Here is a 22,991-nt window from a genome sequence, read left to right as displayed (position 1 = left end):
TGATGTACACCGCCCAGCCCGCCGACGTCACCGACGCCACCCTGGACGCGATCCAGGACGCGACCGCCGCCGCCCCCGCCGCCCGGCCTGCTCGGGGGAGCGGGCGGTCCGCCGCCCCCGCCCGCCGGTCCGGCCGGTGGTCCGCCGCCGCCCCCGCCCGGCCTTCCCGGCATGCCGCCTCCGCCGCCGCCCGCGCCCGCGTCCGCCTCGGCGGGCGGCCCCGGGCTGCCGCCGCCCCCTCCGCCGGGGCTGGTCGGCGGCGCCGGCGCACCCGCGGCCCCGTCCCAGCCCGGTGCCGCTCCCGGTATGCCCGGGATGCCGCCGCCCCCGCCCCCGGCAGGACTGCGCGGCGGCTCCCCGCTGCCCCCGGCGCCCGCCGCGGGACCGGGCGCGGACGACAGCTACGTCCCGACCCAGTTCGCGCCCGCGCTGAACCTGGGCCGCGGCCCGGCCGCCGCGCCGCCGCCGCCCGCCCCGCAGCCGCAGGCTCCCCCGCCCCCGCCGGCGCCGTCCCAGCCGGGGGTGCCCACGGTCGGTCCGGGCTACATGGCGGTGCTCCGCTACCGCGGCCCCGACGGCTCCGAGCAGCAGCTGATCCAGCGCTCCACGCTCGGCCTGCCGCACCCGGAGTGGCAGATCCTGCAGGAGGTGCGGCGGCTCAACGTGCCGCCGGAGCAGGTGCTCGAGCTGCACACCGAGCTGGAGAGCTGCGACCTGCCCGGCGGCTACTGCCAGCGGATGGTCAAGGAGGCCTGGCCGAACGTCCGGGTCAGCAGCATCGCCCCGTACGGACGGGACCGGGCGGCGCGGCAGCGCGGCGTCCAGCACCTGTTCGAGCACCACGGCGAGCTGCACACCCATGCCGCGGGCCCCGCGCCGCAGCGCCCGTTCCGGGTGCCGCTGCCCGCGGCCGGATCGGTGCCACCGGCCGCGCCGGTGCAGCCGCAGGCGCTGGCGGAGGAACTGCAGCAGGCCTTCGGCGAGCAGAACCTGTTCCGCTACGAGCCGCAGGCGGTGTCCAGGCAGGGCATCCCCGAGGCCGTGTCCGGCTCGCTGACCTGGGCCGGGCTGCCGGTCGAGTTCGGGCCGTTCTTCTGGGCCCAGGCCCAGCCCGGCCGTCCGCTGCCGACCCTGGCCGAGCTGGCCGTGGAACGCGGCATCACCGCGCAGCCGGACGCCGGCACCTACCTGGTGCTCGGCAACGACTACGGCCGCCAGCTCTGCGTCCAGTACGGGACGGCGGCGATCGTCGCGGTCGACTTCGGCACGCCGACCCAGCCGCCGGGCCCGGAGGCCCAGCAGCCGCGCTTCGTCAACTCCGGCCTGCCGGAGTTCCTGCGCTGCATGGCCCTGCTGGGCCGGATGTGGCGGTTCCGGTACGGGCTGACCCCGGAGCAGGCGGGCCACTGGACCACCGACTTCCAGGCCCAACTGGCCGCCCTGGACCCGGCCGCGCTCCAGTCCGCCGAGACCTGGTGGGCGGTGCTGCTCGAACAGCTGTGGGATGGCTTGCTCTGACCGTACGGGTGTCGGATTGTCGGATCGGGTAGTGGGTCTGTGCAGAATGGGTCGCATAATGACCGTTTTCTGATGATCCACACCCGCTCGGACGAGAGGACCAGCCCGATGAGCGACGCCGTCTCTCCGCACGGCTTCACCGTGACCCGGCGCGGCTACGACCCCGCGCAGGTCGACCAGGCGCTGATCCGCTTCACCGCCGACCGCGACGCCGCCTGGCAGCGGCTGTCCGGCCTCGGCAACCGGATGCGGGCGCTGGAGCAGGTCCTGATCGACGCCGCCGAGGCCGAGAAGGCGGCGGCCCAGGCGCCCCCGCCCACGTACGCCGAACTCGGCGAGCGGCCCGCGCGGATGCTGGAGCTGGCCCAGGAGGAGGCGGCGGAGCTCCGTACCGAGGCCGAGGCCTGGACCGAGGCGCTGGACACCGAGGCCCGGGCCGACGCCAGGCGGCACCACGAGGACGCCGAGAACTACGCCGCCCGCGCCCGGGGCGCCGCCGACGAATCGTTCCGCCGCGACCTGGACCGGGCCCGCGCCATGGCCGAGGCCGAACGCGGCGACGCCGACCGGGAGGCCCGCGCCGCCCGCGACGAGGCCGCAGGCTACGCCGCCGAGCTGCGCACCCGCGGCGAGGACACCGCCGAGTCGGTCCGGGCCCGGCTGGCCGCGCTGCAGCAGGCGGCCGACCAGGCGCTGGCCGCGGCGGACGGCGAGCAGGCCGCGCAGGAGGCCGCGCTGACGGCGGGTGCCGAGCGCAGGCAGGGCGAGGCCGAGCGGCACCTCAGGGCGATGCGGGCGCAGGCCGCGAGCACCGCGGCGGAGGCGGCCACCACCGCCGAGCGGCTGGTCGAGGCGGCCCAGCGCGAGGCCGAGCGGATCGCCGCCGCGGCCGAGCGGGAACGGCTGGCCTTCGCCGAGCAGCAGGCCGGACTGCACGCCCACCTGGACCACATCCGGTCCACCCTGACCGCCCTCACCGGCGCGGCCGACGCCCAGGACGCGGCGGACGCGGCGGACGCCCGGGACGGGCAAGCCGGCCCGAGCGCCGCGCAACCCGCCGCCGCCGAGCCCGAGCCGCTGGAGCAGCCCCGGACGCCCGAGCCCGGAAGCCTGGAGCCCGGGCCCCGGGAGCCCGCGCCGCAGACCTTGGACGGGGCCTTCCCGGGCGAAGCCTGAGCGTCGCCCCGGCGGGGCGTACTCTGGAACCCCCCGGGGCGCACTGCGTTCCGGGCGCTTCGCGTTGCCCCCGGCCCCCCAGCCGTCGGCTGAGACCCGCTGAGAGAAGTCCATGAGCCTGACCGGCCTGCTTGACGTCGTCGCCGCCGACCCCGCCCTCGCCGAGGCCGCGCAGTCCGCCCTCGCCGGGGACCGCCGCCACCTCGACCTGGTCGGCCCGCCCGCCGCCCGCCCGTTCGCGGTCGCGGCGCTGGCCCGTGCCCTGGCCGCCGCCGCAGCGAAGGAGCAGGACTCCCGCGGCCGTCCGGTGCTCGCGGTCACCGCCACCGGCCGGGAGGCCGAGGACCTGGCCGCGGCGCTGGCCTCGCTGCTGCCGCCGGACAGCGTCGCCGAGTTCCCGGCCTGGGAGACCCTGCCGCACGAGCGGCTCTCGCCGCGCTCGGACACCGTCGGCCGCCGGCTCGCGGTGCTGCGCCGGATCGTCCACCCCAGCGCCGACGACCCGGCCGCAGGACCGCTGCAGGTGATCGTCGCGCCGATCCGCAGTGTGCTGCAGCCGCAGGTCAAGGGCCTGGCCGAGCTGGAGCCGGTCAGCCTGAGGGTGCGTCAGGACGTCGACCTGGAGGACCTCACCCGCCGGCTCGCCGCCGCCGCGTACCAGCGGGTCGAACTGGTGGAGAAGCGCGGCGAGTTCGCGGTCCGCGGCGGCATCCTGGACGTCTTCCCGCCGACCGAGGAGCACCCGCTGCGGGTGGAGTTCTGGGGCGACGAGGTCGAGGAGATCCGCTACTTCAAGGTCGCCGACCAGCGCTCGCTGGAGGTGGCCCAGCACGGCCTGTGGGCCCCGCCCTGCCGCGAGCTGCTGCTCACCGAGCCGGTGATGGCCCGCGCCGCGGAACTGGCGCTGGAGCACCCGGAGCTCGCCGACATCCTGGACCGGATCGCCCAGGGCATCGCCGTCGAGGGCATGGAGTCGCTCGCCCCGGTCCTGGTCGACGACATGGAACTGCTGGTGGACGTGCTGCCGCCGGCCAGCATCGCGGTGGTCTGCGACCCCGAGCGGGTCCGTACCAGGGCCGCCGACCTGGTGCGCACCAGCGAGGAGTTCCTGCACGCCTCCTGGGTCGCCGCGGCCTCCGGCGGCGACCGTCCGCTGGACGTGGGCGCGGCCTCGCTCTGGTCCATCGCCGACATCCGCGAGCACGCCGACGAGATCGGCCTGCCCTGGTGGTCGGTCAGCCCCTTCGCCGCCGACGAGGAGGCCGTCACCGGCCCCGATGTGCTGCACCTGGACCTGCACCCGGCCGAGGCCTACCGCGGCGACACCGCCCGCGCCATCGCCGACGCCAAGGGCAGGCTGGCCGAGGGCTGGCGGGTGGTGCTGGTGACCGAGGGCCACGGCCCGGCGTCCCGGATCGCCGAGATGCTGTCCGGCGAGGGCATCGGCGCCCGGCTCACCCCGGACCTGGTCTCGGCCCCGTCCCGCGACATCGTCCACGTCGCCTGTGGCTCCATCGAGTACGGGCTGTACTCCGAGGGCCTCAAGCTGCACGTGGTCACCGAGACCGACCTGGCCGGGCAGAAGTCCTCCACCAAGGACATGCGCCGGATGCCCTCGCGCCGCCGCAACGGCATCGACCCGCTGGCGCTCCAGGCCGGCGACTACGTGGTGCACGAGGCGCACGGCGTCGGCCGCTACGTGGAGATGGTGCAGCGCACGGTGCAGGGCGCCACCCGCGAGTACCTGGTGCTGGAGTACGCCCCCGCCAAGCGGGGCCAGCCCGGCGACCGGCTGTTCGTCCCCACCGACCAGCTGGAGCAGGTCACCAAGTACGTCGGCGGCGAGGCCCCCTCGCTGCACCGGCTCGGCGGCGCCGACTGGACCAAGACCAAGTCCCGGGCCAAGAAGGCGGTCAAGGAGATCGCCGGCGACCTGATCCGGCTCTACTCGGCCCGGATGGCCGCCCCCGGCCACGCCTTCGCCCCCGACACCCCCTGGCAGCGGGAGCTGGAGGACGCCTTCCCCTACGCGGAGACCCCGGACCAGCTCAGCACCATCGCCGAGGTCAAGTCCGACATGGAGAAGACCGTCCCGATGGACCGCCTGGTCTGCGGCGATGTCGGCTACGGCAAGACCGAGATCGCGGTCCGCGCCGCCTTCAAGGCGGTCCAGGACGGCAAGCAGGTGGCGGTGCTGGTGCCGACCACACTGCTGGTGCAGCAGCACTTCTCCACCTTCTCCGAGCGCTACGCCAACTTCCCGGTCGTGGTGAAGGCGCTGTCCCGGTTCCAGTCCGACAACGAGGCCAAGGCGGTGCTGGAGGGCCTGCGCAACGGCAGCGTGGACCTGGTCATCGGCACCCACCGGCTGTTCTCGGCCGAGACCAGGTTCAAGGACCTCGGCCTGGTCATCGTGGACGAGGAGCAGCGCTTCGGCGTCGAGCACAAGGAGCAGCTGAAGAAGCTGCGCGCCAACGTCGATGTGCTGACCATGTCGGCCACCCCGATTCCGCGCACCCTGGAGATGGCGGTCACCGGCATCCGCGAGATGTCCACCATCACCACCCCGCCGGAGGAGCGGCACCCGGTGCTGACCTTCGTCGGCGCCTACGACGAGAAGCAGATCTCGGCGGCGATCCGGCGCGAGCTGCTGCGCGAGGGCCAGGTCTTCTACATCCACAACCGGGTCGAGTCGATCGACAAGGCCGCGGCCAAGCTCAAGGAACTGGTCCCGGAGGCCAGGATCGCCACCGCGCACGGGCAGATGGGGGAGACCGCGCTGGAGAAGGTCGTGGTCGACTTCTGGGAGAAGGAGTTCGACGTCCTGGTCTCCACCACCATCGTGGAGTCCGGCATCGACATCTCCAACGCCAACACCCTGATCGTGGAGCGCGGCGACACCTTCGGCCTGTCCCAGCTGCACCAGCTGCGCGGACGCGTCGGCCGGGGCCGCGAGCGCGGCTACGCCTACATGCTCTACCCGCCGGAGAAGCCGCTCACCGAGACCGCGCACGAGCGGCTCGCCACCATCGCCCAGCACACCGAGATGGGCGCGGGCATGTACGTCGCGATGAAGGACCTGGAGATCCGCGGCGCGGGCAACCTGCTCGGCGGCGAGCAGTCCGGGCACATCGCCGGGGTCGGCTTCGACCTCTACATCCGGATGGTCGGCGAGGCCGTGGCCGAGTACCGCGACAATGTGGGCGGCGGCGGCATTGGCGAGGACTCGGCCGAGGAGCCGCTGGACGTCAAGATCGAGCTCCCGGTGGACGCCCATGTGCCGCACGACTACGCCCCGGGGGAGCGGCTGCGGCTGCAGGCGTACCGGTCCATCGCCTCGGTGAACTCCGAGGAGGACATCGCCGCGGTCCGGGCCGAGCTCACCGACCGCTACGGCAAGCTGCCGGAACCGGTGCAGAACCTGCTGCTGGTGGCCGGGCTGCGGCTGTTCGCCCGGCGCTGCGGGATCTCCGACATCACCCTGCAGGGCCAGAGCATCCGCTTCGGCCCGGTGGAGCTGCGGGAGTCGCAGGAGCTGCGGCTCGGCCGGCTCTACCCGCGCAGCCAGGTCAAGGCCTCGACCAAGCTGCTGCTGGTGCCCCGCCCCGGCACCGGCAAGATCGGCGGCAAGCCGGTGGTCGGCCGCGAGCTGCTGACCTGGTGCACCGAGTTCCTCACCACCATGTTCGACGAGATGACCACCGCCAAGCCCCGCTAGCGCCCCCTCAAGGGGCGCGGGGCTGTGCCTGCTTGAAAGCCAGCGCGGCCAACCACCCACAACCTGCACCGTTCCCGCCAACCCCTAGACTCGGACCATGCTCCTAGGCCTGCTGATGGCTCTCGCCGCCGCCCTCTGCTTCGGCGTCGCCATGGTCCTGCAGGCCATGGGGGCCTCCCGGCACAAGGCCACCCCCGGCGAGGGGGTCTTCGGCACCGCCCGCGCGATGCTGAACCTCCCGTTCGCCGCCGGGCTGCTGCTCGACTGCTTCGGCTTCGTCGCCCAGCTGATCGCCCTGCGCTCGCTCCCGCTGTACGTGGTGCAGGCGGCGCTCGCCGGCGCCCTCGCGGTGACCGCGGTGCTCGGCGCCGCCCTGCTGAAGATCCGGCTGGGCCGGGGCGAGTGGCTGGGCGTGGCCGGCGTCTGCGTCGGCCTCGCGGTGCTGGGGGCGACCGCAGGGGAAGAGGGCCACAAGCAGCCCTCGCAGCTGTTCCACTGGATCCTGCTCGCCGCGGTGGCGCTGATCGCCGGTCTCGGCGGCCTGGCCTGGCGGCTGGCGGAGCCCCGCCGGGCCGCGGTCATGGGCAGCCTCTGCGGGCTGGGCTTCGGCGTGGTCGGCCTGGCCGTCCGGGTGCTGCCGTCCACCCACGGGCTCGACCTGCTGCCGCTGCTGTCCGACCCGGCCACGTACGCGCTGCTCGCGGGCGGTGCGGTGTCCTTCGTCTTCATGACCGAGGGGGTCAGGGGGGGAAGGGTCACCACCGCCACCGCCAGCATGGTGCTCGGCGAGACCGCCCTCCCTGCGGTCCTCGGCGTGGTCCTGCTCGGCGACGGCACCCGCCCCGGTCTGCTGCCGCTGGCCGTGGCCGGATTCGCCCTGGCCGTGGCCGGCGCCCTGGCCCTGGCCCGCTTCGGCGAGGTCGCCCCGGAGCAGGGGTCGGCCCCCGAGGCCGCCACCGAACCGACCTCACGCACCCCGGTTGGATAGTTCCTCCCCGTACTGCCCCGCTCCGCCTGCGCCGACCTGGTGACACGGAGCAGGTCGGCTGCCTATCCTCGGTCCTCGGAGCAGTAACAGACGTATCGTCTAGCCCCGTAGGTCCGTTGAGTCGCCGGGAGGCCCCGTGAACCGCCGTCGCACCGCCGCTGTCGCACTCGCTGTCAGCGCGGTGGCTGCTCTGTCGGCCTGCTCGTCGACCGCGCATCCCGGTGCCGCCGCCGTGGTCGGGGACCAGCGGATCACCGTCGCCACCCTCCAGGCGCATGTCGCCGCCTACCGGGCCGCCGCGAGCGCCGCCAAGGCCCAGGAGTCGCCCGGCACCTCGGGCAATGTGCTGTCGCTGCTGGTCAACGCGCAGATCGTGGACCAGGCGCTGGCGCAGCAGGGCAAGTCGGTCACCACCGGCGAGGTCCAGCAGACCGAGCAGGCGTACGCGCAGCAGCTGGGCAGCGCCCAGGCGCTGGAGCAGGCGATCATCAGTCAACTGCACATCGCCCCCTCGGACTTCGCTACCTTCGCCAAGTACCAGGTGGGCCAGCAGATGCTGATCCAGCTGGCGGGCGTGGACCCGAGCTCGGCCTCGGCCCCGACGGCGTTCCAGAAGATCCTGCAGAAGTCGGCCGACAACCTCGGGGTGACCGTCAACCCCCGCTACGGCAGCTGGAGCGCCAAGAGCACCAATGACAGCGCCTGGCCCCCGCTGACTGCGGCCAAGCAGCCCTGGCTGAACCCCGCGGCGACGGCCCCGGCCGGCAGCTGACGGCACGGTCGCCCTGCCACGGTAGGTTCGTCCCGTGGCAGATCACGACAGCACCCCAGCGCCCGGACGGCTCGTCCTCCTCTCCAGCACGCACCGGATCGCACCCGGCCTGCTGTCCTGGCCGGCCTGGGAGGCGCTGCGCGGCGCGGACCGGGTGCTGGCGGGCGACGCGGGCCACCCCCAGCTCCCGTACGTCCGGCAGGCCGGGGTCGACGTCGAGGTGCTGGACGTCCAGCCGTTCGCGCTGGCCCGGACCCTCGCCGAGGCGGCCTCGGGCCGCACCGTGCTGTGGATCGGCGGGGCGGACGGCGATCCCGGCCTGACCGACGCGCTGGCCCGGATCGCCGTCGAGGGCGGGCTCGCGTCAGGACCGGTGCCGGAGATCGAGCTGCTGCCCGGCTCCTACGACCTGCCCGGCGCCCGGCTGCTGGACCTGGTCGCGGTGATGGACCGGCTGCGGTCGCCCGGCGGCTGCCCCTGGGACGCCGAGCAGACCCATGAGTCGCTGGTGAAGTACCTGATCGAGGAGTCCTACGAGCTGGTCGAGGCGATCGAGGAGGGCGACCGCGAGATGCTCAGGGAGGAACTGGGCGACGTCCTGCTCCAGGTGCTGTTCCACGCGCGGATCGCCGAGGAGCACCCGGACCATCCGTTCGGTATCGACGAGGTCGCAGGCGGCATCGTCGACAAACTGACGTATCGTCACCCGCATGTCTTCGGCGATGTGCACGCCCCCACGGCCGAGCATGTCGAGGCCAACTGGGAGCAGTTGAAGGCGGCCGAGAAGCAGCGCGACTCGGTCGTCGAGGGCGTCCCGCTGGCGCAGCCCGCACTGGCGCTGGCCGCGAAGCTGCACTCGCGGGCGGCCAAGTCCGGCCTCACCGTGCCGCTGCCCGCGGGCGCCGACCTCGGCGACGAGCTGCTCGCGCTCGCGGTCCGGGCCCAGCAGCAGGGCCTCGATCCGGAGGCCGAGCTGCGCGCCGCGGCCCGCCGCTACCGTGACGCCATCCAGCGCGCTGAGCACGGCAACTGATGGACCCTCAGCGCGAACATGACTGGCCGTCGACCGAGCAGCAGGCCTACCTGGTCCAGCAGGAGCTGCGCCCGCTGGTCCGCGCGGCGCCGCTGACCGCCCCACCCCGCACCCTGGCCGGCCTGGATGTCGCCTACGGCGGCAGCCACGGCAGCGCGGACGACCGGGTCGCGGCAGCCGTGGTGGTCCTGGACGCGGACACCCTGGAAGTCCTCGACAGCGCCACCGCGGTCGGCACCGCCGGGTTCCCGTACATCCCCGGCCTGTTCGCCTTCCGCGAGCTCCCGGTCCTGATCGCCGCGCTGCGCGGCCTGCGCACCACCCCCGACGTGCTGCTCTGCGACGGCCAGGGGCTGGCACACCCGCGCCGCTTCGGGCTGGCCTGCCACCTGGGCGTACTGGCGGGGCTGCCGACCCTGGGCGTCGCCAAGACCCCGCTGCTCGGCAGCTGGGACGAGCCGGGCCCGGCCCGCGGCGACAGCAGCGACGTCAACGACGGCGGCGAGGTCGTCGCCCGGGTGCTGCGCACCCAGCACGGCGTCAAGCCGGTGACGGTCTCCACCGGCCACCTGATCACCCTGGACGACGCCTGCGCCCTCGTCCTCCGCGCCTCCCCCCACTACCGCCTCCCCGAAACCACCCGCCTCTCCGACCGCCTCTCCCGCACCGCCCTCGCCGCCGCCGCGTCTCCCGCCGACGCGGGCCCCGCCGCGACCTGAGCCACAGCCCGCTGCCCGCGAGGGGCCTTGCCCTGTGCCGGGGCGACGTGGTGGCATCGGGCTATGAACGCCACTCCCGCCACCCCTGCCCGTTGGGGCCTGACCTTCCCCCTCGACGGGATCCCGCTCGCGGACCAGCGCCGCCTGGCCGAGGCCCTGCCGGACCTCGGCTTCACCGACCTCTGGTCGATGGAGACGGCGGGCGCCGACGCGTTCACGCCGCTCGCGCTGGCCTCGGTCTGGGCCCCGCAGCTCAACCTGGGCACCGCGATCGTGCCTGTGCACACCCGTGGTCCGGCCCTGCTGGCGATGCAGGCCGCCGCTCTCGCCGAGGCCGCGCCGGGACGCTTCACCCTGGGTGTCGGCGCCTCCTCGCCGGTGATCGTCAAGGACTGGAACGCCGTCCCGCACCAGCAGCCGTTCCAGCGCTCCCGCGACACCGTCCGCTTCCTGAAGGCCGCGTTCACCGGCCAGGTGGTCGACGAGCAGTACGAGACCTTCGCCGTCCGCCGCTTCCGGCTGGAGCGCGTCCCCGCGCCCGCCCCGCCGGTGCTGCTCGCCGCGCTCCGTCCCGGCATGCTGCGGCTGGCCGCGCAGGAGGCCGACGGGACCATCCTGAACTGGCTCTCCGCCGAGGACGTGACCACCGTCGTCGGGGAGTTCAACGCGGCCGGCGGCACCGGGAAGACCGTCGCCGCCCGCATCTTCGTCTGCCCCACCGCCGACGCCGCGTACGCGCGGGCCCTCGGCCGCCGGCTGATCGCCGGCTACCTGACCGTCCCCGCCTACGCCGCGTTCCACCGCTGGCTCGGCCGCGGGGACCGGCTCAAGCCGATGTGGGACGCCTGGGCGGCGGGCGACCGCAAGGGCGCGGCGGCGTCCGTGCCGGACGAGGTGGTGGACGCGCTGATCGTGCACGGCGACCCGGGCCGGGTCCGCGAGCAGCTGCGGCGCTACGCCGCCAACGGCGTGACCGTGCCGGTCCCGGCGATCCTGCCGACCCCGGAGATGGCGGACACCACCGCCGCGCCCCGCGACCGCCGCCAGGCCGTCGCGGCAGCGGTCCTGGCCGTCAGCCCTGCGCCCTGACCGTCGGCCCCGGTGCCTTCGCCCTGACCGCCTTGCGCAGCCCCGCCAGCCAGCCGTCCCGGTCGGCGGCCCGTCCCTGTTCGTAGCGGGCCACCTCCGGGTGCGGCAGGATCAGGAAGCGCTCCTCGGCCAGGCCCTCCACCACCGCGTCCGCGATCTGCTCCGGCGTCAGCAGCGGTCCGAACAGGCTGAGCGTCGCGGCCACCGCCGGGTCCGCGGTCATCGCCGTGTGCACCCCCTGCGGGCACAGTGCGCTGACCTTGATCCCCTGGTCGCCGTAGGTGACCGCGAGCGACTCGGCGAAGGCCACCGCCGCGTGCTTGGTCGCCGTGTACGCCGCGTCGCCCGGCATCTGCAGCAGCCCGGCCGCCGAAGCGGTGTTCAGCAGGTAGCCCTGCCCCCGCTTCAGCATCCCCGGCAGCACCGCCCGGGCCGCGTACACATGGGCCATCACATTCAGGTCCCAGCAGGACTGCCACACCTCGTTGGACGCCTCGAAGCCCGCGCTCTCGCCGACCACCGAGCCCCGCCCGGCGTTGCTGCAGAACAGGTCCACCGGGCCCAGGTGCTTCTCCGCGGTCTCGACCAGCGCCCGTACGTCGCTCTCCCGGGTCACGTCGCTGCCGACGCCCACGGTGTGACAACCCTCACGGTCGAGTTCCAGCGCCAGGTCCTCGACCCGGCCGCCGTCGAGGTCGGCGAGCAGCAGCCCGCGTGCTCCGTCGGCAGCGAACCGCCGCGCCAGCGCCGCCCCGATACCCCCGGCCGCGCCGGTCACCACCACGACGGATCCGCGTATCTGCATGTCCCGCTCCTCCCGGCGGGCCTCCGCACCGGCCCGCGCACTGCCGGTGATCGTAAGCACCGAACCTGCCACGGCAACAGTGCCCGTCCGCGATGCAAGCCAACCGCCCGTTACCGTCAAGGAGTGCACAAACCGCCTGCCCCCCTCGAACCGGCCGTCGAACCGCTTTCCGGGCCCGCCCCGGAACTCTTCAGCTGGGAGTTCGCCGCGGACCCGTACCCGGCCTACGCCTGGCTGCGCGAGCACGCGCCGGTGCACCGGACCACGTTGCCCAGCGGTGTCGAAGCCTGGCTGGTGACCCGCTACCCGGACGCCCGGCAGGCGCTCGCCGACACCCGGCTGAGCAAGAACCCGGTCAACCACGGACGGAGCAGCGGCCGCACCGGCATCCCGGGGGAGCGCGACGCCGACCTGATGACCCACCTGCTCAACATCGATCCGCCGGACCACACCCGGCTGCGCCGCCTGGTCTCCAAGGCGTTCACCCCGCGCACGGTCGCCACCTTCGAGCCCCGGGTGCGTGAGATCACCGACCGCCTGATCGACGGCTTCGCCGCGAACGGGTCGGCGGACCTCATCCATGAGTTCGCCTTCCCGCTCCCCATCTACGCGATCTGCGACCTGCTCGGCGTCCCGGCCGAGGACCAGGACGACTTCCGCGACTGGGCCGGGATGATGCTGCGGCACCAGAAGCCGGGACAGCCGGGGGTGCCGCGCGGCGGCGTCGGCCGGGCCGTCAAGAAGATCCGCGGCTACCTCGCCGAGCTCATCCACCGCAAGCGCGCCGACCTCGGCGACGACCTGATCTCGGAGCTGATCCGGGCCAGTGACCACGGCGAGCACCTCACCGAGAACGAGGCCGCCGCGATGGCCTTCATCCTCCTCTTTGCCGGATTCGAGACCACGGTCAACCTGATCGGCAACGGCCTCTACGCCCTGCTCACCCACCCCGAGCAGCGCGCCCGGCTGCAGTCCTCGCTGGCCCGCGGCGAGACCGCCCTGCTCGCCACCGCGGTGGAGGAACTGCTGCGCTACGACGGCCCGGTGGAGCTCGCCACCTGGCGCTACGCCACCACCCCGCTGACCCTCGGCGACCAGGAGATCAACACCGGCGATCCGGTCCTGGTCGTCCTGGCCGCCGCCGACCGCGACCCGTCCCGCTTCGACCGGCCGGACCTGCTCGACCTCACCCGCCGCGACAACCCGCACCTGGGCTTCGGCCACGGCATCCACTACTGCATCGGTGCCCCGCTGGCCCGGCTCGAAGCCCAGTACGCGCTCGCGGCCCTGCTCCGCCGCCTTCCCGACCTCACCCTCGCCGCCGAGCCGGCCGACCTGCGCTGGCGCGGCGGCCTGATCATGCGAGGGCTCCGTCAACTACCAGTCAACTTCAGCTAGCCGGACCGCCGGGGACGGTGATGTGGATCACCAGATGCCCCCCGAAGACCAGCACAAGACCGATCGCCAGCACCAGCAGCCCGAACGACTTCCCCTTGCCGCCCATCAGCAGCAGCGCCCCCAGCGCCACCGCGACCAGGTCCACCCCGGGAGACCCCTGGACCAGGAAACCGAGCGCGTACTGGATGAACTCCGAAACTTCCATGGTCCTGTCTCCCCTGTTGGTGGAACTGGCGGCCGTCGTCATGCCGTGGCGCAACTCGTGGGATGCGGGAGGATTGGGATACGTGGAAGCAAGGCATCATCGTCATGGCCGTCACGCGGATCCCCGGATCAGTCAAGATCCAGTCAACTTCTCTGGTGGCTGGCCCACTTGGCTGCAATGTCCTGTCAAGTAGATGCCGAACATGAATGATCCATAAACGACTTCATCCCCAACTCATCAAGCCCAGCCGATACCTGACTGGAAGTTGTACGCCCGAAGCGGTGGCTGCCCGAGAGGCCGAGTTCTCCGGTTGACTGGTTCGCCAGCTGGTAAGTAATCAATTGTCCCAGGACTGACCAGTCATGTCCGAAAGTTGTAGGCTCGAAGGGGAGGTCATGGAGGCAGTTGTGAACAGTGCGCCGCGCTCGTCACCGCAGAAGCTTCAGCATGTCTACGACAGGCTTCGCGAGGAGATCGCACGCCTGGGCCCCAAGGCCAGACTGCCGTCGCAGAACGAGCTGGTGAAGCAGCTCAATGTCTCCCGCGACACGGTGCAGCGGGCACTGAAGTGGCTGCAGGAGGAGGGGCTCGTCCACTCGGTCCAGGGCCGGGGGACCTTCGTGGCGGAGCTGACGGCGGTTGGGGCCGATGCCGTGGAGGGGGGCGGCCCTGTGGCCGAAAGAGCCGACAGGCTGAAACCGGCCTTCAAGGGTCTGGGCGACTACCTGAAGGGGGCGTTCAAGGAGAAGGACGTCACCATCGACTTCTTCGGCTTCACGGCGGAGACCCTCTCCATGGTCCTCAAGGAGCGTCTCTTCGAACTGCGTCTCGCCGACAGCGGCAGCCAACCCGCGTCGCTCACCATTCGGCTGCTCCTGCCGGCGATGGGCACTCACCTCGCCCTGCCGCGATCGATCGAGGACCCGGCCGACGAGCGCCCGTTGGACCGGCTCCGGGAGTTGACTGCCCGACTCGTCGGAGACCTCAGGGTCTCCCTGCGCGACGCTGCCGGCCGTCAGCTGATCGAGAAGGCCGACCTTCAGGTGCGCACCGTGCGGATGACCCCGCAGGTGAAGCTGTACATCATCAACAGGACTGTGGCGTTGATGAGTTGGTACGAGATCCAGCGGAACACGGTGGATGTTCCGGCATCGGACGACAGTGGTGCGGTCGAGCACCTGCCCATCCACGACCTGATGGGAGTCGACGCTCTCCTCATCCCGCAGCTGCCGGCCGCCGTGCCCCTGGCCCAGCAGTGGTTCGACTCCCAGTGGGACGCCTCGCCGGATGATTCGGCGCCGGACGGCGCCGGCGGCGGGGACGCACTGGCCTGAAGCCGGAGTTGCGCGGACACTCGTGAGGTGACTCCCGGCCCTGCTTCCGAGCTGTTCCAAGGCGCGACCCATGTGCTGTTCGACTTCGACGGTCCCTTGGTGGACCTCTTCGCCGGGCACGGGGCCCCTGGAATAGCCGCCACCCTGCTTGAGAAGATCAGGGCCGAGGTGGAGCTCGCGGGGACGGAGTTCCCCGATGCCACCGACCCCCATCGCATCGTGGCCGAGTTGCACGGCGTTCTGACCCGTTGCCTCCTGCTCTCCGACGAGCAGGCGTCGCGACTTGTCGACATCGCCCAGCGCGCACTCGTCGCGGAGGAGCGGATCGCCGCCAAGTCCGCCGCGGTCACCGCGGGCGCGGCGGCTCTGGTCGACGAACTCCGGCGGCTCGGCTGCGGCCTGGCCATTACCAGCAACAACTCCGCCGAAGCCATCCATGACTTTCTGGCGGGGCGGTCCGGAGACGGATTCAGAGAGGCATTCGGACGTCATGTCTACGGGCGAGCCCCCGAGCCGTACCTCATGAAGCCGCATCCGTCCTGCGTGCGCCTCGCGCTGGCGGGTCTGGGCTGCACGGCAGAGAGCCGGATTCTGATGATCGGCGACTCGGCGTCCGACTTCAAGGCGGCCACAGCGGCGGAGTTGGGCATTCAGTTTGTCGGCTATGCCCCCAATCGCCGAAAAATAGATCTGCTGCGCGCCTCCGGAGTCGACCATCTGGTCGAAAGCCTGCATGACTTGCTGCGGGGTAGGAGTTTCTGAGAGAGGCGACTTTTTCGGATAAAGGAACCGTGACCATGTGTCACCGCCCGGCGTTTCCCCACTAGTGTGTTTTCAAACCTGGTCGGAGCCGCGCAGGGGAGAAACGGTCGTCCACATGCCTCGGGAGTCGCCATCAACAGGACGAGTGAATCCGCCCAGCCGGTAGCTGCCGCATATCAGCAGCTGGTCGACTCCGTGCGCTTCCGGGTCGTCTCCACAGGCGGTTTCCACAACGACAACTACCGTGTGCACCTGACCGAACAGCAGGCGCGACCGCTCGGACTCGATGCCGACACCACCCTCCTGGTGCGGGTCAGGCGCCGGAAGCCGGAGCTGGTTCGGCGGTTCTGGCCGGACGAGGCCGTGCTGCTCCGGCAGCTGGCCGCGGTGCGGGACGATCCGACGGACCAGCGCGAGATCGACGGGCCGGAGGTGCTGCACAGCAGTGAGGACGGCGCGTCCGTGCACCTCTACGTCAACGGTGCGGAGTTGGCGCAGGGCTGTCCCGACGGCGAAGCCGTCCCTGAGCACTATGTGGAGCAGATCGCCCGGTTCTTCGGCCGTCTTGTGCGCTTCGGGGAGAAGGACCTCCCGCGCCTGCCCAAGGGGTGTCCGGACAACGGGGACTCCACCGGATTCCTGCGGAGCCTGGTGGCGTTCGCCCAGGAGGAGCTCTGCGAGGGCAACCAGAAGGAGTTCGGCGAGCTGTTCAGCGCGTTGGGGGTGCCGGACGATGCCATGGCCGGCTTCGGACGCGGTCTGCCGCCGCTGGTGAGTCGGCCGTTCGCGCTGCTGCACACCGATGTCCACCGGCGGAACATCATCGTCGACGAGCACGACCAGTTGCGGTTCGTGGACTGGGAGCTGGCGGCCTTCGGTGATCCACTGCTCGATCTCAGCACGCACCTGCGCCGGATGCGCTACCCCGCCTGGCAGGAGGCGCAGGTGGTCGACGCCTGGCGGCGGGCGGTCGGCGAGGTGTCCCCCGCCCATACCGCCGGCCTCGCCCACGACCTGCCGATCTATCTGGCGTACGAGCGGGCGCAGTCCGTCTACCCCGATGTGATCCGCGCGGCGCTCAGTCTCGGCGCGCTGGCGGAGGAGCCGGCGCTGGACCGGGCCGTGTCCCGTACCCGGGCCGCGCTGCTGGCGGCGGCGGGTCCGCTCGGCCTGGCGGAGGTTCCGGACGCGGAGGGGATCCGGGGACCGCTGCTCAAATGGCACCACTCCCGCTGGTTCGAGCGTTCACTGGAACGCCGGGCCCGCTGACCGGCCTTCAGCGACCGGAGGGACTTGTGGTCATGGAGTGCCTGTGTCTAGCCTGCCGGGAACGTCCGCACGCGCGGGCGACCGCCTCGCGGGACGCCGAGTCCTGTCCAACCGGGGGGCGGAACCCACACTCGTCAGTTGGGCAGGAGCGGGGGACCCAGGTAAGTCGCCGCAGCTCACAAGGCCGCGGCTTGGGGTGAAGACGCATCAGCGTCCGGGCTACCTACCGGCCCGAACCCGACAGCTCACCTCGCAGGCGTCGGAGAGGGAAGCTGCCATGCTCTTCACCACTGCTGTCGCCGGCCGCCATCGCAAGCCGCGTACCAGCAATACCGCCCGGATCGTGGCGACCGCGGGCCTCGGCACCGCCGGGATAGCACTGCCGCTGATAGGCGCGACCAGCGCCTCCGCCGCGTCCGTGTCCACCTGGGACAAGGTCGCCAGTTGCGAGAGCGGGGGCGACTGGTCCATCAACACCGGCAACGGCTACTACGGCGGACTGCAGTTCTCCGCCTCCACCTGGGCCGGCTACGGCGGCACCTCGTACGCGTCCACCGCCGACCAGGCCAGCAAGGGCCAGCAGATCACCATCGCCGAGAAGGTGCTGGCCTCGCAGGGCCCCGGCGCCTGGCCGGTCTGCGGGCCGAGGGCGGGACTGTCCCAGGGCGGCGCGCCGGCGTCCGTCGACACCACGTCGTCCAGCAAGCCGACGGCCGCGGCCACGGCCAAGCCGAAGCACAGCAGCGGCAGCAGCACGACCACCGCGCACACCGCGAAGAAGAAGACCGCCTCCGCGCCGAAGCACGCCGCGCCCGCACCCGCGGTGCGGCAGGCGGCGGCCACGCACAAGATCGGCCACGGCGACTACACGGTCAAGCCGGGCGACACCCTGTCCGGCATCGCCGCCTCCGCGCACCTCAGCGGCGGCTGGACGGCGCTGTACCGGGAGAACAGGACCACCGTCGGCGCCAACCCGGACCTGATCTTCCCGGGTCAGCGGCTCGAAGTCGGCTGACCTGAATCCGGTCTCGGACCGCGGCCCCTGCTCGCCGGGTGAACTACTGGTGAGTAGGGGCTCCGTCAGGTGAGACAGCCGCGAGGTGCGCGCGGCCCGGCCGCCCGCTGCGGCTAGGCTCTTGGGGTAAGCACCCCGCGCGTGAGAAGTTCACCGCCTCCCCAAGGAGATGCCTGTGCCGTCCATCGACGTCGTCGTAGCCCGGGAGATCCTCGACTCACGAGGGAACCCCACGGTCGAGGTCGAGGTCGGCCTCGACGACGGCAGCACCGGGCGTGCCGCCGTTCCGTCCGGCGCCTCGACCGGTGCCTTCGAGGCCCTCGAGCTGCGTGACGGTGACAAGTCCCGTTACTTCGGCAAGGGCGTCGAGAAGGCCGTCCTCGCCGTGATCGAGCAGATCGGCCCGGAGCTGATCGGCTACGACGCGACCGAGCAGCGCCTGATCGACCAGGCCATGCTCGACCTGGACGCGACCCCGGACAAGTCCTCGCTCGGCGCCAACGCCATCCTCGGTGTCTCGCTCGCGGTGGCGCACGCCGCCTCCGAGGCCAGCGACCTGCCGCTGTTCCGCTACCTGGGCGGCCCGAACGCGCACGTCCTGCCGGTCCCGATGATGAACATCCTCAACGGCGGCTCGCACGCGGACTCCAACGTCGACATCCAGGAGTTCATGATCGCTCCGATCGGCGCGGCCTCCTTCACCGAGGCCGTCCGCTGGGGCGTCGAGGTCTACCACACCCTGAAGGGTGTGCTGAAGGAGCGCGGCCTCTCCACCGGCCTGGGCGACGAGGGCGGCTTCGCCCCGAACCTGGACAGCAACCGCGAGGCGCTCGACCTCATCGTCGAGGCCATCAAGAAGGCCGGCTACACCCCCGGCAAGGACGTCGCGCTGGCGCTGGACGTCGCCGCGTCCGAGTTCTACAAGGACGGCGCGTACGAGTTCGAGGGCAAGTCGGTCTCCGCCGCCGAGCTCACCGACTACTACGCCGAGCTGGTCGCCGCGTACCCGCTGGTCTCCATCGAGGACCCGCTGTTCGAGGACGACTGGGAGGGCTGGAAGGCGCTCACCGCCAAGCTGGGCGACAAGGTGCAGATCGTCGGTGACGACCTGTTCGTCACCAACCCGGTCCGCCTCGCCCGCGGCATCAAGGAGGGCGCGGCCAACGCGCTGCTGGTGAAGGTCAACCAGATCGGCTCGCTGACCGAGACCCTGGACGCGGTCGAGCTGGCCCAGCGCAACGGCTTCCGCTGCATGATGTCGCACCGTTCCGGTGAGACCGAGGACGTCACCATCGCCGACCTCGCCGTGGCCACCAACTGCGGCCAGATCAAGACCGGCGCCCCGGCCCGCTCCGAGCGCGTGGCCAAGTACAACCAGCTGCTGCGCATCGAGGAGATCCTCGACGAGGCCGCCGAGTACGCCGGCCGCGGCGCGTTCCCGCGCTTCCAGCCCGCCGCCGACTGACGACGCGTCGTGCTGCACCGGTGCCCCGCTGCGAACACCCTCTAGGGTGGGGCGGCGGGGCACCGGCACATCCGACCCGGCACATCAACGGGAGGCGAGTACGTGAGCAAGGCAAGCGGCAGTCGCAGGCCGCGCTTCACCGGCCGCGCCGCGGTGCTCGCGCTGGTGCTCTGCTCGCTGATCGCCGCGCTGGCGTACCCCACCCGGCAGTTCATCGCCCAGCGGGCCCAGATCGCCCAGCAGCGCGCCGCGGCGGAGCAGGCCCAGGCCCAGGTGGACGAGCTGCGCCGGGAGCGGGCCCGCTGGCAGGACCCGGCGTATGTGACGGCCCAGGCCCGCGAGCGGCTGCACTACGGCTTCCCCGGCGAGACCCCGTTCACCTCGGTGGACCCCAGCCCGAGCGTCTCCGCCTCCGCCTCGGCGCAGTCGAAGGGCCAGGCCCAGGCAGGCGCGGCGAGCCAGCCCTGGTACGACAACCTGTTCGAGTCGCTGGACGCCTCGGACGCCGCCCCCACGCACTGAAGAAAGCCCAGGACATGACCTCGCACAACTCGGCCTCCGGCGTGTCCGACGCCGACAAGGCCGCCATCGCGGCCCAGCTCGGCCGGATGCCGCGCGGCCTGCGGGCCGTCGCCCACCGCTGTCCCTGCGGCCTCCCCGACGTGGTGGAGACCTCGCCGCGACTGGAGGACGGCTCGCCGTTCCCGACGCTGTACTACCTGACCTGCCCGCGGGCCGCGTCCGCGATCGGCACGCTGGAGGCCGACGGGCTGATGAAGGAGCAGACGGCGCGGCTCGCCGAGGATCCCGAGCTGGCCGCCGGGTACCGGCGCGCCCACGAGGACTACATCGCCAAGCGGGACGCCATCGAGGTGCTGGAGGGCTTCCCCAGCGCCGGCGGCATGCCGGACCGGGTGAAGTGCCTGCACGTCCTGGTGGGCCACTCGCTGGCCGCGGGGCCCGGGGTGAACCCGCTGGGCGACGAGGCCCTGGCGAAGCTGCCGGAGTGGTGGCGCAAGGGCCCCTGCGTCTGCGCGGGCACCGAAGCCACCGCCACCGCCGACACCGACATCGACGAGGACAAGGACGACGACCAGTGAGCCTGCAGCGCGTCGCCGCGATCGACTGCGGCACCAACTCGATCCGCCTCCTGGTCGCCGACCTCGACCCGGAGACCGGTGAACTGCACGACCTGGACCGGCGGATGACCATCGTCCGGCTCGGCCAGGGCGTGGACCGGACCGGGCGGCTCGCGCCCGAGGCGCTGGAGCGCACCTTCGCCGCCTGCCGCGAGTACGCCGCCGTCATCGCCGGGCACGGCGGCGCGGAGCACGTCCGCTTCGTCGCCACCAGCGCCTCCCGGGACGCCGAGAACCGGGACGAGTTCACGGCCGGGGTCCGCGAGATCCTGGGCGTCGAGCCCGAGGTGATCAGCGGCGACGAGGAGGCCCAACTGTCCTTCACCGGGGCCACCAAGGAGCTGGGCGCGGCCGACGGCCTGACTCCTCCCTACCTGGTGTTCGACCTCGGCGGCGGCTCCACCGAGTTCGTCCTCGGCGCGGACCGGGTCGAGGCGGCGCGCTCGGTGGACATCGGCTGCGTCCGGTTGACGGAGCGTCACGGCGAGGACACCCTCTCCATGCGCGCCGACATCAAGGAGGCGCTGGACCTGGCCGCGGAGACGGTCCCGCTGACCACCGCGGCCACCCTGGTCGGCCTGGCCGGCACGGTCACCACCGTGGCGGCCGTCGCGCTGGAGCTGCCCGCCTACGACCCGGTGGCGATCCACCACTCCAGGATCCCGCTGGCCCGGGTCCGCGAGGTCACCGAGCTGCTGCTCGGCAGCACCGCGGAAGAGCGCGCGGCCATCCCGGTGATGCACCCAGGACGGGTGGACGTGATCGGCGCGGGGGCCCTGGTGCTGCTTGCGATCATGGAGCGCAGCGGTGCCCAGGAGCTGGTCGTGAGCGAGCACGACATCCTCGACGGCATCGCCTGGAGCGCCGCGCGGGACCGCCGTTCGGAAAGTTTGTGAATTTCTTCACGTGAGGTTCCCGGATCTTCTGCCGTCCTTGTGGAGGGTTCGTCCGGATTTCGGGACCGGCTGCCCTGTCCGGCTCCTGGCGCGGTGCCACGGGTGCGGCGGCGAGCTGCGGTTATGCCCGTCGAGGGGCGGGCGTGGGCCGGGGGCGACACGTGGGCGCGCAGTGTAGCAGGGGCTGTCCAGTGCCTGGCGAGTAGGCCCGCTACATGTGGTCCCCAGGGTGCTGGATACTTTCGGATATGAGCACCACGGAGCGTCCTCGCATTCTTATCGTCGGCGGTGGATACGTCGGCCTGTATGCCGCGATGCGCATCCTCAAGAAGATGCGCTATGGGGAGGCGACCGTCACGGTCGTCGACCCGCGGTCGTACATGACCTATCTGCCCTTCCTCCCCGAGGCGGCGGCCGGCAACGTCGCGCCTCGCAACCTCGTCGCCCCCCTGCGCAGCATCCTGAAGACCGCGGAGGTCCTCACGGGCCACGTCACCTCCGTGGACCAGGCGCGCAAGGTGGCCACCATCCACCCGGCCGCAGGCGACCCCTACGAGCTGCCCTTCGACTACATGGTCGTGGCGATGGGCTCGGTCTCCCGCACCTTCCCGATCCCCGGCCTGGCCGAGCACGGCATCGGGATGAAGTCGGTCGAGGAGGCCATCAGCCTCCGGAACCACGTCATCGCCCAGCTCGACAAGGCGGAGTCCACCACCGACGAGAAGGTGCGCAAGCAGGCGCTCACCTTCGTCGTCGTCGGCGGCGGCTTCGCCGGTGTGGAGACCATCGCCGAGGTCGAGGACATGGCCCGGGACGCGGCGAAGCTCTACCACAACGTCAAGCGGGAGGACATGCGCTTCCTGCTGGTCGAGGCGGCCAACCGGATCCTCCCCGAGATGGGCCCGGACCTCGGTCTGTGGACCAAGGAGAAGCTGGAAGAGCGCGGCATCGAGATCTACATCGAGACCTCGATGGACTCCTGCCTCGACAAGCACGTGGTGCTGAAGAACGGCGTCGAGGTCGACGCCTCCACCATCGTCTGGACGGCCGGCGTCAAGCCGAACCCGGCGCTGGCGAACTTCGGCCTGCCGCTCGGCCCGCGCGGCCACGTCGACACCGCCCCGACCCTCCAGGTCCAGGGCTTCGACAACGTCTGGTCCGCCGGCGACAACGCCCAGGTCCCCGACCTGGCCGTGGGCGAGGGCGCCTGGTGCCCCCCGAACGCCCAGCACGCGGTGCGCCAGGCGATCGTCCTCGGCGACAACGTCATCTCCGGGATGCGGGGCTTCCCGCAGGCCGAGTACAAGCACAAGAACCTCGGCGCGGTCGCCGGGCTGGGCCTCCACAAGGGCGTGGCGATCCTCTTCGGCAAGTACAAGCTGAAGGGCCGTCCGGCCTGGTGGTTCCACCGCCTGTACCACGGCAGCCGGGTCCCCACGATGAACCGCAAGGTCCGCGTGTTCGCCGACTGGACCCTGGCCGTGTTCCTGAAGCGCGAGACGGTCTCCCTGGTGGAGATGGAGCGTCCCCGTGAGACCTTCGTCGAGGCGGCGGCCCCCGCCCCGAAGCCGGTCGCGGCAGCACCCGCTGCCGACAAGGCATCCGAGAAGGTCCCCGCGTAGCACGTAGTGCGCTGTACCCCTCATGCCCGGCAGCGTCGCCGGACCACACCCGTGGTGCTCATACCGGC

The 22,991-nt window shown here is 72.2% G+C and carries 19 protein-coding genes, 1 pseudogene and 1 riboswitch; of the genes and pseudogenes, 18 read left to right on the top strand and 2 right to left on the bottom strand.

The features are described from left to right. Nucleotides 1–12: 12 nt before the first annotated feature. The 8 genes and pseudogenes from ACEZDG_RS27110 to ACEZDG_RS27075 form a co-directional block, all read left to right on the top strand. A pseudogene (locus ACEZDG_RS27110) lies at nucleotides 13–1,518 on the top strand (SUKH-4 family immunity protein); the annotation flags it as partial. Between the two features lie 72 nt (nucleotides 1,519–1,590). Then, complete coding sequence (locus ACEZDG_RS27105) at nucleotides 1,591–2,694, top strand: hypothetical protein (RefSeq protein ID WP_380514097.1); 1,104 nt, start codon at nucleotides 1,591–1,593, stop codon at nucleotides 2,692–2,694. Nucleotides 2,695–2,806: 112 nt separating this feature from the next. Further along, a complete protein-coding gene (gene mfd / locus ACEZDG_RS27100; RefSeq protein ID WP_380514095.1) occupies nucleotides 2,807–6,412 on the top strand; it encodes a transcription-repair coupling factor in 3,606 nt (1,201 codons plus the stop codon). A gap of 97 nt (nucleotides 6,413–6,509) precedes the next feature. Further along, on the top strand, nucleotides 6,510–7,400 hold the full coding sequence (locus ACEZDG_RS27095) for a hypothetical protein (RefSeq protein WP_380514093.1): 891 nt from the start codon (nucleotides 6,510–6,512) through the stop codon (nucleotides 7,398–7,400). A gap of 136 nt (nucleotides 7,401–7,536) precedes the next feature. Then, on the top strand, nucleotides 7,537–8,172 hold the full coding sequence (locus ACEZDG_RS27090) for a hypothetical protein (protein WP_380514092.1): 636 nt from the start codon (nucleotides 7,537–7,539) through the stop codon (nucleotides 8,170–8,172). A gap of 34 nt (nucleotides 8,173–8,206) precedes the next feature. After that, complete coding sequence (locus tag ACEZDG_RS27085) at nucleotides 8,207–9,205, top strand: nucleoside triphosphate pyrophosphohydrolase (protein ID WP_380514090.1); 999 nt, start codon at nucleotides 8,207–8,209, stop codon at nucleotides 9,203–9,205. After that, the gene (locus ACEZDG_RS27080; protein ID WP_380514088.1) at nucleotides 9,205–9,924 is read left to right on the top strand and encodes an endonuclease V; all 720 of its coding nucleotides are present in this window, start codon (nucleotides 9,205–9,207) and stop codon (nucleotides 9,922–9,924) included. The genes ACEZDG_RS27085 and ACEZDG_RS27080 overlap by 1 nt, the downstream gene beginning before the upstream one ends. A gap of 63 nt (nucleotides 9,925–9,987) precedes the next feature. Then, nucleotides 9,988–11,013, top strand: a complete 1,026-nt coding sequence (locus tag ACEZDG_RS27075) for an LLM class F420-dependent oxidoreductase (RefSeq protein WP_380514086.1) — start codon at nucleotides 9,988–9,990, stop codon at nucleotides 11,011–11,013. Here ACEZDG_RS27075 and ACEZDG_RS27070 read toward each other — a convergent pair. Then, nucleotides 10,997–11,818, bottom strand: a complete 822-nt coding sequence (locus ACEZDG_RS27070) for an SDR family oxidoreductase (protein WP_380514084.1) — start codon at nucleotides 11,816–11,818, stop codon at nucleotides 10,997–10,999. The genes ACEZDG_RS27075 and ACEZDG_RS27070 overlap by 17 nt on opposite strands. 123 nt (nucleotides 11,819–11,941) lie before the next feature. On the opposite strand from ACEZDG_RS27070, the gene ACEZDG_RS27065 reads away from it, so the two are divergent. Next, nucleotides 11,942–13,216 carry a cytochrome P450 family protein gene (locus ACEZDG_RS27065; protein ID WP_380514082.1) on the top strand — a complete coding sequence of 425 codons (1,275 nt, stop codon included), beginning with the start codon at nucleotides 11,942–11,944 and terminating at the stop codon, nucleotides 13,214–13,216. Here ACEZDG_RS27065 and ACEZDG_RS27060 read toward each other — a convergent pair. Further along, the gene (locus tag ACEZDG_RS27060) at nucleotides 13,209–13,421 is read right to left on the bottom strand and encodes a hypothetical protein (protein ID WP_380514080.1); all 213 of its coding nucleotides are present in this window, start codon (nucleotides 13,419–13,421) and stop codon (nucleotides 13,209–13,211) included. The two genes, ACEZDG_RS27065 and ACEZDG_RS27060, sit on opposite strands and share 8 nt — an antisense overlap. Nucleotides 13,422–13,816: 395 nt before the next feature. On the opposite strand from ACEZDG_RS27060, the gene ACEZDG_RS27055 reads away from it, so the two are divergent. The 9 genes from ACEZDG_RS27055 (at nucleotide 13,817) to ACEZDG_RS27015 (ending at nucleotide 22,923) form a co-directional block, all read left to right on the top strand. Continuing rightward, nucleotides 13,817–14,755, top strand: a complete 939-nt coding sequence (locus ACEZDG_RS27055) for a winged helix-turn-helix domain-containing protein (protein WP_380514078.1) — start codon at nucleotides 13,817–13,819, stop codon at nucleotides 14,753–14,755. A 27-nt stretch (nucleotides 14,756–14,782) separates the two neighbouring features. Beyond that, nucleotides 14,783–15,517 (top strand): HAD family hydrolase, encoded by a 735-nt coding sequence (locus ACEZDG_RS27050; protein ID WP_380514076.1) that lies wholly within the window; start codon nucleotides 14,783–14,785, stop codon nucleotides 15,515–15,517. Nucleotides 15,518–15,583: 66 nt separating this feature from the next. Then, on the top strand, nucleotides 15,584–16,786 hold the full coding sequence (locus tag ACEZDG_RS27045; RefSeq protein ID WP_380514074.1) for a phosphotransferase family protein: 1,203 nt from the start codon (nucleotides 15,584–15,586) through the stop codon (nucleotides 16,784–16,786). 122 nt (nucleotides 16,787–16,908) lie between these two features. Continuing rightward, nucleotides 16,909–17,060, top strand: a riboswitch (cyclic di-AMP (ydaO/yuaA leader). Nucleotides 17,061–17,063: 3 nt separating this feature from the next. Next, nucleotides 17,064–17,801: a transglycosylase family protein gene (locus tag ACEZDG_RS27040; RefSeq protein ID WP_380514072.1), complete on the top strand. Its 738-nt coding sequence runs from the start codon at nucleotides 17,064–17,066 to the stop codon at nucleotides 17,799–17,801. A 175-nt stretch (nucleotides 17,802–17,976) separates the two neighbouring features. After that, nucleotides 17,977–19,266 carry a phosphopyruvate hydratase gene (gene eno, locus ACEZDG_RS27035; RefSeq protein ID WP_380514070.1) on the top strand — a complete coding sequence of 430 codons (1,290 nt, stop codon included), beginning with the start codon at nucleotides 17,977–17,979 and terminating at the stop codon, nucleotides 19,264–19,266. Between the two features lie 102 nt (nucleotides 19,267–19,368). Further along, nucleotides 19,369–19,788 (top strand): FtsB family cell division protein, encoded by a 420-nt coding sequence (locus ACEZDG_RS27030; protein WP_380514068.1) that lies wholly within the window; start codon nucleotides 19,369–19,371, stop codon nucleotides 19,786–19,788. 14 nt (nucleotides 19,789–19,802) lie between these two features. Further along, nucleotides 19,803–20,366 (top strand): DUF501 domain-containing protein, encoded by a 564-nt coding sequence (locus ACEZDG_RS27025; RefSeq protein ID WP_380514066.1) that lies wholly within the window; start codon nucleotides 19,803–19,805, stop codon nucleotides 20,364–20,366. Nucleotides 20,367–20,368: 2 nt separating this feature from the next. After that, complete coding sequence (locus ACEZDG_RS27020; protein ID WP_380514108.1) at nucleotides 20,369–21,301, top strand: Ppx/GppA phosphatase family protein; 933 nt, start codon at nucleotides 20,369–20,371, stop codon at nucleotides 21,299–21,301. Between the two features lie 248 nt (nucleotides 21,302–21,549). Beyond that, entirely contained in the window at nucleotides 21,550–22,923 is a 1,374-nt protein-coding gene (locus tag ACEZDG_RS27015; RefSeq protein ID WP_380514064.1) for an NAD(P)/FAD-dependent oxidoreductase, read from the top strand. The last annotated feature ends 68 nt before the right edge of the window (nucleotides 22,924–22,991 follow it).

The organism is Streptacidiphilus alkalitolerans (genome assembly GCF_042511045.1).
GTDB classification, from domain to species: Bacteria; Actinomycetota; Actinomycetes; order Streptomycetales; family Streptomycetaceae; genus Streptacidiphilus; species Streptacidiphilus alkalitolerans.
The sequence above is the reverse complement of the archived record's forward strand: the minus strand, read 5'-3'. Positions and strand labels throughout refer to the sequence as shown.